Origin of the sequence: Acinetobacter uliginosus, assembly GCF_044130295.1 — a bacterium.
In the GTDB taxonomy this organism is placed as follows: domain Bacteria; phylum Pseudomonadota; class Gammaproteobacteria; order Pseudomonadales; family Moraxellaceae; genus Acinetobacter.
This window is the reverse complement of record NZ_JBIQOC010000111.1, coordinates 1-11,111: the sequence shown is the minus strand read 5'-3', so window position 1 is coordinate 11,111 and position 11,111 is coordinate 1. Positions and strand designations below refer to the sequence as shown.

Below are 11,111 nucleotides of genomic sequence, written 5' to 3'. Positions count from 1 at the left end.
TCTCGACTAATGTCGCTGGGATATGGTTTTCTCATTGAATAATTTTAACAAATTCTTTTTTTAAGTGCTAAAAAAGAATGAAATTAATACTGGATAGGCTCTTAATTCAAGAACTACCCCAATGCCCTTCGGGGCATTTTTTATGTATTTTGAAATTCACCTCATTTTAATCTTTCTCATCACTACTTTGCCCCAAAGTATTCTTTTTTGAAGATCGACCTTATTTCATATAAGTACTGCATTTTTTCTACTGTTGCATTTGCAACAAAGCAACTTTTTTACTGCTGAACATTAAACACATAAAAATATTATGTATTTTATATTATTGTTTTAATTATATTTTTAAAATGGCATGCATCTTGAAATAGACACTATTGAGAAAAATACACTTCATAGGATAGAACAATGTCTAAGCGTCAAATTAAACTCGGTGCCTTTATTCCCACAACATCACAACATGTTGCCGGCTGGCGCCATCCGCAAGCTCGTCCACAAGACAGTCACAACTTAAACTATTTTATAGAACTGGCCAAAACGGCTGAACGCGGCTTATTTGACGCCTATTTCCTGGCGGATGTTCCCGTGACCGTCGATCCGGAGACCACACCGAACCTGGGTTTAACCGGCGGTTTCTCTGCGGGGCTTGAGCCTGTTTCCCTGTTTTCTGCCCTGGCAGCTGTGACCAAGCATATAGGCTTTATCGCTACAGCATCGACCACTTATGAAGAGCCTTATAACCTGGCACGCAAGTTTGCTTCACTCGATCATTTATCCGAAGGCCGTGCTGCCTGGAATGTGGTCACGACTGCGGGCATCCCTGTGGCTAAAAATTTTGGTTTAAGCGATGCTCCACACCCGAAAGAGCGTTATGAACGTGCCGATGAATTTATCCAGGTGGCACAAAAACTTTGGGATACTTGGGAAGATGATGCCTTTGAATATAATAAAGAAACAGGACAATTCTTTGATGGCAAGAAAATTCACCCACCGCGTTTTAAAGGCAAGCATCTCGCGGTACATGGTGGATTGAATGTGGCACGTCCACCCCAAGGTTATCCCGTGATTGTTCAGGCGGGTCAATCGGAAGATGGTCGTGAACTGGCGGCAAAATTTGCGGAAGTGATATTCACGGCCCAGCAAAAACTTGAAGATGCCCAAGCTTTCTACCATGATGTGAAAGGCCGTTTGGCCAAATATGGCCGTCATGCGGATGACCTGAAGATTATGCCGGGCGTATCTATCTTTGTCGGCAAAACCGAGGAAGAAGCGCGGGCCAAATATGATGAGCTGAACAGCTATATTCATCCGGCTTTGGGGCTGTCTTTAATCCAGCAACTGGGTGGTTTTACCGAAGACCTGTCACAGTTTGACCTGGACCAGCCATTACCTGAACATATTGGACAAATAGAGAATGGGGCTAGCCGCAACCAGCTGATTCTGGAGATTGCACGTAAAAATAATTTTACCATTCGCCAGCTTTATCAATGGGTGGCAAGTGCACGTGGGCACTGGACCATTATTGGCACCCCAGAGCAAGTGGTCGATGAATTACAGGCCTGGTTTGAAAACGAAGCGGCGGATGGCTTTAACATTTTGCCGCCAACCACGCCAGCCAGCCTGGATGACTTTGTGGATTTGGTGGTCCCCGAACTGCAACGCCGCGGCCTGTTCCGTACCGAATATGAAGGCAAAACCTTACGCGAAAACTTAGGTTTGAAACGCCCAGAAAACCAGTATGTGCTGGCAGTTCAGCAGGTGAAAGCGTCTTAATTTCAACAGTTGAATATCCCTCATTCGTGAGGGATTTTTTATGTCTGATCCTTTTCAATCGACATAAAAAAACCCACTTTACGCAGGCTTTTGGATCACGCGGAAAAAAGATTACCAGGCAAATTGATAATCAGAAAATTTCGCTGCCGGTTTATTGCGGTGTAACTGGTCTTTTAACGGATCGCTAAAATCCGTCAAAATGTCATTTTTAATATTATGCAAACGGACATCTTCACGTTTACGCGGATGGGCAACAGGAACATCAACAATACGTTTAATCCGGCCCGGATGAGGTTGCATCACCACCACGCGATCCCCTAAAAATACCGCTTCTTCTACGTCATGGGTCACAATCACCATGGTGATTTTTTCTGCCTGCCAAATCCGCTGTAATTCGTCCTGCAGGTTCTGACGGGTCAAGGCATCCAGTGCGCCAAAAGGCTCATCCAGAAATAAAATTTCCGGCCGGTTCACCAGACTGCGGGCAATCGCCACACGCTGGTTCATGCCACCTGAAAGCTGGGATGGATAGGCATTGGCAAAACTGGTCAGATTGACCAATTGTAAATGTTCATCAATCAGCTTGTCTTCTTCAGCCCGTGTCAGCTTACTCTGATGCAGTGCAATACGCACATTTTCACGCACGCTTAGCCAGGGAAAAAGGCGGTGGTCCTGAAACACGATCCCGCGTTGTAAACTGGTGCCAAAAATCTTTTTGCCATCCACCAGAATCTGCCCTTGATAGCTGTTTTCCAGCCCCACCAATAGGCGTAACAGTGTGGATTTACCACAGCCACTGCTGCCGACAATACTGATGAACTCACCCGGCTGAATATCCAGATTGATATCCTCCAGCACGGTTAAAGCGTCATTGTTTTGTGTGGGATAGGTTTTCCTGAGCTGCTGAATAGATACATGGCCGGTTGCTTGCTGTGTCATCTCTCAATTCTCCTGTAAAGCTTGAGGCAATGGCGAATTAAAGCTTCGCCAGGGACACTTCCGTCGACTTGATCAACACCACCACTTCAGAACCGACTTTAAGGTCCAGGTCCTTGACTGAACGGGTACTGATAATTGAAGTGAACAGACCGGCTTTGGTTTCCACATTTATTTCTGAAACCACGTCACCCTCTAATACTTCTTGAATAATGCCTTTAAACTGATTACGTACATTTACTGAAGTAATTGCCATTTTAGTTATGCCTTTTGTTATTTAGAGATCTCTAATATAAAACAGATTATTGATTTGCTTTATCTTGATTTATCCTTTAGTTATCCCTATTTTTTTTATCTTTTAAACAGATAAAGAATCCCAGCTTTAATTTATATCTGAAAGCGATAATCAAATACCGATATATTATTTATCATTCCATTTTAAATATTTCATGATGATTAACATTTTCAACAAGTATAAGAATCTCATGTCTATTTTAACCCACCCCAATGTACCCTCTGCCCTGAAGCATAAGCGTGCAACGGCGATGGTATTTGAAGATCCTTTATCACAGGCGCTGCTTGCCCGTATTGAACAGATTGCACCAAGTGAAGCTAATGCGTTGATTATTGGCGACACCGGCACGGGCAAAGAACTGGTCGCCCGGCAGATTCATCAGCTCAGCCATCGCGCCAAAGGCCCGTTTGTGGCGGTGAACTGTGGCGCTTTCACCGAATCATTAGTCGAAAGTGAACTTTTTGGACACGAAAAAGGTGCTTTTACCGGTGCAATCCATACCCGTGTGGGCTGGTTTGAAGCAGCCCATAATGGCACTTTATTTTTAGATGAAATTGGCGATTTATCGCTGTCAATGCAAGTCAAATTATTACGAATTTTACAGGAACGCGAAATCGTGCGTGTCGGTTCGCTCAGGCCGATTCCAATCAATGTTCGCATTATTGCCGCGACTAATGTCGATCTGGAAAAAGCCGTACAGGACGGACGTTTCAGGGAAGATTTATTTTATCGCCTGCATGTGGCTTTACTCAGAATTCCAAAGCTTGCAGAGCGTCGTGATGACATTCTGCCGCTGGCAAAACACTTTATTCAGGTCTACCAGACCGACCCGCATGCGACCCCATTACGTCTCAGTCAACTGGCGCTCAAAAAGCTGACTTTGCACCCTTGGCCCGGCAATATCCGCGAGCTGGAAAATACCATTCAGCATGCCGTTTTAGTCAGTAAAAATGGCGTAATTGAACCGGAAGATATTACTTTCTCCAGTATTCAATCGATTGCCCAAAAAACTGAATCTTTTAGCTTTGCTTCAACTGCTTCAGTGAATGGAACAATTAAGGATCTTCAGGATGCAGGACAACTTTTGGAACAGACATTTCAGCGTATTTTTCAGTCTTCGGAACAGTTTAAACAGACCAATATCAATGAGCTGATTGAAGAAAAATTTATTCGCAGTGCCTATCAATACTGTCAGTATAACCAGGTACATACGGCCAAATTATTAGGCGTGACCCGTAATGTGATTCGTACCCGGTTAATTAAATATGGCTTATTATAAATATCCACCAATTTATTTTATTATGCTTTTACTTTACTATTTAAATTTTAACCATATAATAAAAAACCTCGATTTATTTATCGAGGTTTTTTATTAGTCTTCTTTTATAAATTCCTTTTTATTTCTCCCTATGGGAGAAATAAAAAGAGGGTGTGAATAATTATGAAAGAAGTCTATTTTAATGTTTTTTATTTTTTATTATTCGACTGGATTACGTTTCCAGGCCGTAAAATATTTTTCCAGGCCAATTAAAATATAATTAAACGATAATCCGACTAAGGTAATCACTAAAATTCCCACGAACATTTGTGGAATTTCAAAACTGAACTGTGAATACATAATCAGATAACCCAGTCCGGCTTTGGCACCAAACATTTCTACTGCCACCAAAGCCAGGATCGAGATTGCACCGGCCAGACGGATACCGACAAATATGGTCGGGACAGAAGCGGGTAAAATCACTTTACGGAACAGTTGATAGGGTTTTAAACCCATGGTACGTGCAGATTTAATCAGTAGCGGATCGACCGTTTGTACACCGGTAATGGTATTTAAGAGAATTGGCCAGGTGCAGGCATAGACCAGCAAACTGATTTTAGAGGCTTCGCCAATACCTAAAAATAAAATGAACAGCGGCATTAAAGCCAGCGCCGTGGTATTACGAAACAGTTCCAGTAATGGATTGAGGGTTTCCGCAACCAATTTGTACCAGCCGATCACCAAACCCAGTGGAATGGCAATCGCTAAGGCCAGAGCAAAACCAATGATTGAACGCTGAATACTGGCAAAGAAATGCGTACCCAATTGACCACTTTGATAAAGCTGCCAGGCCGTTTCCAATACGATAGATAATGGCGGTAAAAATGCCGGACTGACCACACCTGTTCGAGGTAAGGTTTCCCAAAGCAGTAAAAATAATATGATGGCAATACTGCGTTTAAAAATGGTGTTCAGCCAGCTTAGTTCCAGGCGTGGTTTGGACGAGCTAAAGGCTTCGCTATGCGGAATCGCCTGTTGAGTCGATGACATGATGAATAATCCTCAATTTTATTTATGCGTGAGCAAGCTGTTTATCTTTTTCGAGTGCTTGTGCCTTAATCACTTCTTCGCTTAAAAGCGACCAGATTTGATGACGTAATTGGCCATATTCCGCAGTTGAGCGAATATCTTCGGCATTACTTTTTAGACTTGGTGGAATCTCGATGACTTCTTTAATGCGTCCAGGGTGTGAAGTCATAATTGCCACGCGCTGGCTCAGGAAAATTGCTTCATCAATACTGTGGGTAATGAAAACAATGGTTTTTTTCGAGCTTTGCCAGATTTTAATCAGTTCTTCTTGCAGGGTTTCACGGGTTTGTGCATCCAGTGCGGCAAAGGGTTCATCCATCAATAAAATTTCAGGTTCATAGGCGAGGCTGCGTGCAATTGCGACACGCTGTTTCATGCCGCCTGAAAGTTCATTCGGATAATGCTTTTCAAAGCCAGAAAGTCCCACCAGTTGCAGATAATACTGCGCTTTCTCACGGCGAGTTTTTTTATCTACACCTTTAGCTTCCAGACCAAATTCAATATTTTCTAAAGCGGTCAGCCAGGGATACAGCGCATATTGCTGAAACACAATGCCACGATCCAGACCCGGTTGGGTAATCTGTTTGCCACTGAGTAAAATCTGCCCTGAAGAGGGTTTGGTCAGGCCGGCAATCAGGTCAAGTAAAGTCGATTTACCGCAGCCGCTAGGACCCACGATGGAAACAAATTCACCTTGCTGAATATCTAGAGTGACATCTTCAACCGCCACGAATTCAGGTTTGTAATTTTTACTGTTGGGATGATTTTGTGCGGGAAAAACCTTACGCACATGATCTAAATTTAAAGCACTGGTCATGGTTATATTCCTTTTTTAATCTTAATTTTTTTTGTGCTGCATAAGGATTAAATTCATTGCTGTACAACCTGCTGACATTGAGCTGATGCGGCTTTAATTTCTGCTCTTGTACCAAAGCCTTGACCCAAGGTGCGAAGTCTTGGTCTTTTTGCACCCCCCCCACTGCATGTACACCGGTTCCGGTATAAAACGGAATCAGGACTTTGGTTTCGTTGCGCTGACGTTTATCAATAATGCTTTCCATACGCGCAATAATTTGTTCTTTTGGTGTGCTGTGTAGCCACTCTTGTGCACGTGCCACACCATTGACAAAGGTTTTGGCCAGCTCCGGATTTTGCTCAATAAAGTCACGGCGCATTGAATAACTGCCGGCAGTAAATGGTCCATAAAGCTCAATATCTTTAAACACCGGACGCACCCCACCGCTCTTTAATGCGCGTTTTTCCAAAATGCCCGAGAACACGGCAATATCAATTTGCCCATTGCGTAAGGCTTGCTCGGCACTGATTGGCGGCAAGACAATCAGCTCCACCTCACGGATTTCTTTTTCGCTTAAACCATGACGCAGTAAATAATCTTTCACGATAAATTCATAATGTGCGCCAAAGGCATTTACCGCGACTTTTTTGCCAATAAAATCGCGTGCGCTACGAATCGGGCTATTTTCCAGTACATAGAAACCCACATTCATTTCCGCATCACTGCCATAAGATGCAACAACTGGCACGACATCCAGACCTGCAGCAATCACTTTGACCACAGCACCATTAAAGGCCGAGGCAAAATCGACATCGCCTGCAACCAGCGTGAGCAGGTCTTGTGGACCACCCTGTACCGTGCCGACATAATCCAGTTTAATTTTGCCCAGGTAACCCAAGTCTTGTGCCAGTTCAGGCAAGGACACCAGACCGGGATAACTTTGGTAACGCAAATTCGTCACTGCTGCGGCAGGATTTTTTTCCAGCTGTTGTGTGCTACAGCCTGCAACGACACTTGCACCGATCACGGCAGCCAAGACCGCTTTTTGCCAAAATTTTGGGAGTATTTTCATTGTTATTTCTCCTAACTGCGCTGTTGCCAACGCAGGACTTTTCGTTCTATGCGGACAAGGATGCTGTTTAAAATCACCCCGACAAAACCAATGCTCAGCATGCCTAAAATAATCAAGGACACATTAAACTGCTCACGGCCACGAATGACCAGATTACCCAGCCCAACGCCATAATTGGCCAGTAAAAATTCGGAACCTACGGTTGCCAGCCAGGCGAAAATCAAGCCCAGTTGCAGACCGACAAAAATTTGTGGACTGGCGGCCGGTAAAATCAGCTTGCGGTAGGTATACAGTTTTGGAAACTGATAGACTCTTGCGACTTCATTGTATTTCGCATTGATACTGCTCACGCCTTCCAGGCTATGCAGCGCCACGGGATAGAATACCGAAAGGCTGATAAACAGGATTTTTGCACCATTGCCGTAGCCTAAAAAGGTCGAGATCAACGGTAACCAGGCAAACAGTGAGACCTGACGCAATACGTTAAAACCAGGTGCAAATAACCAGTTGATCCAGCGTGTAGTCCCTAAAGCCACACCAAAGGCAACACCGAGTATTGCACCAATGGCATAGCCGACAAAATTACGACTTAAGCTCGCCACAAAACCCTGCCAAAATTCGGCTTGGCTAAAGCTCTGAATTGCACCCGTTAATACCGTGAGTGGTGATGGAATCAGTTTAGGATCGAGCCACTGTAAAGCGGATGCCACGGCCCAGAGTGCAATAAACATGAGAGGTAAAATCAAGGCTTGCAGCACTTTAATGCTTTTTTCCACAGCTGAATTTACACGGATGGCTGATTTTTCAAGACTGAGTTCTGACATGATTAACCCCCTACCCGTGTTGCATAAAAACGAGCAAGACGTTCAAAAGCAGCCAAACCACTGTCCAGAACAAAACCCGTGATGCCAATTAAAATAATGCCCATGAAAATAATATCCATCTGCATCAATTGACGTCCCCAGACCATGAGGAAGCCAATGCCTTCACTGCTTGCCAGTAATTCCACAAACACTAGAGCCAGCCACGCCTGCATCACGCCTTGGCGTAAACCGCTAATAATCGCAGGGAGGCTTGCCGGTAAAATCACCTTGGAAAAAGTCTGGAATTTAGAAAACTGGTAAACCAGTGCCACTTCAATTAAACGGTTTGGTACTTGCTGAATGCCTTTAAAGGTTGCGATCAGCACCGGTGAAACCACGGCTAATGAGATCGCGACAATCTTCAAGGCTTCATCAATACCCAAGAAAATCATCAGCAGTGGAATCCAGCCAATAATTGGAAACTGGGTCAGGAGCTGAATCGTTGGCAAGACAAAACGCTGCGCACGCTGTGATAATGCAAACCAGATCCCCAAACTTAAGCCTACGCTCACCCCTAAAGCCACGCTCCAGAAAATACGTTTGGCACTGGTGGCAAAGTGGAATTGCAAATCGCCAGACTGCCAAAGTTCAACAGTGGTCGTCCACACCAATTGTGGCGCTGGCAAAATTTGCTCTGGCAACCACTGCTGCACGGTTGCCACATGCCACACCGCCAAAAACAACACCGGTAGCAGCAGACCACAAGCCAATTGCAAGGTTACTTTCAGGTATTTCTTAAAAAATTCAAATGCACTACGGTAACTTTGCCACTGTACCGAATGTGTGCTTACATTCGTAAGGCTCATGATTCTTGTCCTTCTGCTGGTTGTTGTGAATCATCAGGCTTTAAAAAAGAGATAAATGCCTGATCACGAGAGATCAATAAAATCAGTCCGATAAAGGCCAGACCAATCGGGAAAAACAGGTTTTGTAAGCCTACACTGGCACCCAATGCAGCCCCTAAAAAGCCGCCAAACAAGCCACCGGCTGGGCCAACCAGCGCTACAATCGGTGAAATTTTTGCCATTGCGGTTTGTTCGCCCACCCTGGCAAATGCCATAAGGTTGGCAATGTGCAGCATGCCCAAACCAAGACCCAGCATCAGCGATGCCGGCCACATCCAGAATGTAATCGGCGTGATGGCTAAAATCAGTAAGGCACTGCCCATTAAGCTCAGTCCGATCCAGTAAAATTTCGGATAGCCAATCAGTTCGGCCCAACCGCCCAGGGTAAATAAGGAACCGACAAAAACCAGGCCTTGGGTCGTCAACAACATGACTGCCGCCGATTCAGCCATGGAGAAGCTTTGAATGGCGATGACGACAATGAAAAAACCAAAAAAGTTATTGGCCAGACTGCTTAAAAACTCTAAAGCGCAGACCATACGCAAGGCAGCATGGGCTTTCAGTAATGCCAGTGGGGCAACTACATCTCGCCATTGAAAATGCGGTGCATTGGCTGCAGTCTGATGTACTTGCTGAAAGCAAAACGGGGCAAAAAATAGCGTGGCCAGAAACATTAAGGCCACACAGTAAAAACTGCTGCTATAACCAAAGTGCTGAATCAGCAAGACGGTTAAAGCCGGGGCGATCAGGAAAAATCCCATCATGTGTGAACCCCTGAACCAGCCTGCTTTGGCTGGCCCAAGACGCTTTAAATTGCTCAGGAAAACGGTATTAATCGAGACAAAGCGCATCGGCAAGACAAAGCTCACCAAGGCTGTCAATGCCAGTAAATACCAGGCACTTTCCTGCAGTGGGGTGAGCGCATACAAAGCTGCACCCATCACACTACCCAGACTAAAAACTTTCAGTGAACCGAGACGCTGCACCATGACCCCAATCGGCAGCGCCATCAGCAGAATGCCTGCACTTTGCGCTGCTGCAATCAGTCCCAACTGAAGCTCTGTTGCTTCGAGCTGCACGGCGTACAATGAAATCAAAATACGGGCAACACCGACGCCTAAACCGGCAATAATGGTCAAAAGTACAAAACTGCCCATGAATTTTGCGCTCAGGGGGCTAAGGACAACATTGCTTTCAATCGGATTCATAACCACATTCCTGAATTATTTCGGCTGACCATTGGCATTAAATGCACGCCAATAGTTCTGTAAATTCAGTTCTTTCAAGGCATTGTTTAAGTACTTCGGCTCATACCAGGTTTTGGTATCGACATCGCGGCGGATGAGTTTTGCGTCTTTGGCAATTTTTAATGCGCTGTCAATTTGTGCACGATGAAACTCGTCCAGTAATGGCGAAGTACGGTCTTTCAAGTTCCAGCCATCCCAAGTTTTTTGGTAATCGACCAGTGGTATACCGCTTTGTGACCACAGCTTATACTGGGTGACACGGTTGGCTTCTTCCGAGCTCCACTTTGCCTGTTTGATCAGCGTGGTAACGACTCGCTGCGTCACTTCTGGATATTGTTTTTCAAAACTTTCAGTTACCCAGAAATGCGCCAGTGGGGCAACTTTTGGATCTTTAATTTCAATAAGCTTCTTGGCGACCCCACGTGAAACCAGACTAAAGGGTGAAGTAATCGCAGCATCAATATCCCCGGTGGCCAGTGCGGTACGCGCAGAGTAAGCGTCTTGTGAAATGACACGTAAGTCACGTTCAGTAAAGCCATATTTAGCCAGGACACGGTTAAAAACGATCTGTTGATTTGTCCCTTTAAAGATTGAAAACTTCTTGCCCTTTAAGTCTGCAAATGACTTGGCATTTGAACTCGCAGGCACTACTACATAGGTTGGGCCAAAGCGGCCAGTTGAAAATAGCACCTTGGTTTTAAGGCCCGTTGAACGACCCACCAATGACGGCAAGTCGCCATGTAAAGCAAAATCGACTTTACCGTTGGCTAAGGCTTCATTGGTGGCAGGTCCTGCACCCGGAAAGAATAACCATTTCACTGCAATGCCATCTTTCTAGGACTTACGCAGTATTATTTATAGATTCTCTGTGGTAGCAGATGATTTTTATCGAGAATAAAGTCATCAATGAAGTTTTTGATCATTGGTCTAAATAATTCCT

11 protein-coding genes are annotated in these 11,111 nt (G+C 44.7%); 2 read left to right on the top strand and 9 right to left on the bottom strand.

The annotated features are described in order from the left end of the window. Positions 1 to 405 precede the first annotated feature (405 nt). On the top strand, positions 406 to 1,770 hold the full coding sequence (locus ACE01T_RS16130) for an LLM class flavin-dependent oxidoreductase (protein WP_395519674.1): 1,365 nt from the start codon (positions 406 to 408) through the stop codon (positions 1,768 to 1,770). 111 nt (positions 1,771 to 1,881) lie between these two features. Here the strand turns inward: ACE01T_RS16130 and ACE01T_RS16125 are convergent, their stop codons facing one another. Continuing rightward, the gene (locus ACE01T_RS16125) at positions 1,882 to 2,709 is read right to left on the bottom strand and encodes an ABC transporter ATP-binding protein (RefSeq protein ID WP_395519673.1); all 828 of its coding nucleotides are present in this window, start codon (positions 2,707 to 2,709) and stop codon (positions 1,882 to 1,884) included. Between the two features lie 37 nt (positions 2,710 to 2,746). Then, positions 2,747 to 2,962, bottom strand: a complete 216-nt coding sequence (locus tag ACE01T_RS16120; protein ID WP_086176493.1) for a TOBE domain-containing protein — start codon at positions 2,960 to 2,962, stop codon at positions 2,747 to 2,749. 229 nt (positions 2,963 to 3,191) lie between these two features. Between ACE01T_RS16120 and ACE01T_RS16115 the strand changes: the two genes are divergently transcribed. Next, entirely contained in the window at positions 3,192 to 4,280 is a 1,089-nt protein-coding gene (locus ACE01T_RS16115) for a sigma-54 interaction domain-containing protein (protein ID WP_395519672.1), read from the top strand. Positions 4,281 to 4,478: 198 nt separating this feature from the next. On the opposite strand, the gene ACE01T_RS16110 is transcribed toward ACE01T_RS16115, so the two are convergent. From ACE01T_RS16110 to ACE01T_RS16080, 7 genes are read right to left on the bottom strand one after another with little or no spacing between them, the layout of a single operon-like run. Next, positions 4,479 to 5,309, bottom strand: a complete 831-nt coding sequence (locus tag ACE01T_RS16110; protein ID WP_395519671.1) for an ABC transporter permease — start codon at positions 5,307 to 5,309, stop codon at positions 4,479 to 4,481. Positions 5,310 to 5,331: 22 nt separating this feature from the next. After that, positions 5,332 to 6,165 carry an ABC transporter ATP-binding protein gene (locus ACE01T_RS16105; RefSeq protein WP_300045459.1) on the bottom strand — a complete coding sequence of 278 codons (834 nt, stop codon included), beginning with the start codon at positions 6,163 to 6,165 and terminating at the stop codon, positions 5,332 to 5,334. Then, complete coding sequence (locus ACE01T_RS16100) at positions 6,131 to 7,216, bottom strand: ABC transporter substrate-binding protein (RefSeq protein WP_395519670.1); 1,086 nt, start codon at positions 7,214 to 7,216, stop codon at positions 6,131 to 6,133. Before ACE01T_RS16100 ends, ACE01T_RS16105 begins: the two co-directional genes overlap by 35 nt. A gap of 11 nt (positions 7,217 to 7,227) precedes the next feature. Continuing rightward, positions 7,228 to 8,040 (bottom strand): ABC transporter permease, encoded by an 813-nt coding sequence (locus tag ACE01T_RS16095; protein ID WP_395519669.1) that lies wholly within the window; start codon positions 8,038 to 8,040, stop codon positions 7,228 to 7,230. Between the two features lie 2 nt (positions 8,041 to 8,042). Beyond that, positions 8,043 to 8,888: an ABC transporter permease gene (locus ACE01T_RS16090; RefSeq protein WP_373456112.1), complete on the bottom strand. Its 846-nt coding sequence runs from the start codon at positions 8,886 to 8,888 to the stop codon at positions 8,043 to 8,045. Beyond that, positions 8,882 to 10,132, bottom strand: a complete 1,251-nt coding sequence (locus tag ACE01T_RS16085; protein WP_180080949.1) for an MFS transporter — start codon at positions 10,130 to 10,132, stop codon at positions 8,882 to 8,884. Before ACE01T_RS16085 ends, ACE01T_RS16090 begins: the two co-directional genes overlap by 7 nt. A gap of 15 nt (positions 10,133 to 10,147) precedes the next feature. After that, the gene (locus tag ACE01T_RS16080) at positions 10,148 to 10,990 is read right to left on the bottom strand and encodes an ABC transporter substrate-binding protein (protein ID WP_395519668.1); all 843 of its coding nucleotides are present in this window, start codon (positions 10,988 to 10,990) and stop codon (positions 10,148 to 10,150) included. Between the last annotated feature and the right edge of the window lie 121 nt (positions 10,991 to 11,111).

Excerpts from the sequence above, each read along its gene's own strand:
- ACE01T_RS16115 (WP_395519672.1), top strand. The coding sequence starts at position 3,192 with ATGTCTATTTTAACCCACCCCAATGTACCCTCTGCCCTGAAGCATAAG.
- ACE01T_RS16130 (WP_395519674.1), top strand. The coding sequence starts at position 406 with ATGTCTAAGCGTCAAATTAAACTCGGTGCCTTTATTCCCACAACATCA.
- ACE01T_RS16100 (WP_395519670.1), bottom strand. The coding sequence starts at position 7,216 with ATGAAAATACTCCCAAAATTTTGGCAAAAAGCGGTCTTGGCTGCCGTG.
- ACE01T_RS16085 (WP_180080949.1), bottom strand. The coding sequence starts at position 10,132 with ATGAATCCGATTGAAAGCAATGTTGTCCTTAGCCCCCTGAGCGCAAAA.
- ACE01T_RS16095 (WP_395519669.1), bottom strand. The coding sequence starts at position 8,040 with ATGTCAGAACTCAGTCTTGAAAAATCAGCCATCCGTGTAAATTCAGCT.
- ACE01T_RS16105 (WP_300045459.1), bottom strand. The coding sequence starts at position 6,165 with ATGACCAGTGCTTTAAATTTAGATCATGTGCGTAAGGTTTTTCCCGCA.
- ACE01T_RS16110 (WP_395519671.1), bottom strand. The coding sequence starts at position 5,309 with ATGTCATCGACTCAACAGGCGATTCCGCATAGCGAAGCCTTTAGCTCG.
- ACE01T_RS16120 (WP_086176493.1), bottom strand. The coding sequence starts at position 2,962 with ATGGCAATTACTTCAGTAAATGTACGTAATCAGTTTAAAGGCATTATT.
- ACE01T_RS16125 (WP_395519673.1), bottom strand. The coding sequence starts at position 2,709 with ATGACACAGCAAGCAACCGGCCATGTATCTATTCAGCAGCTCAGGAAA.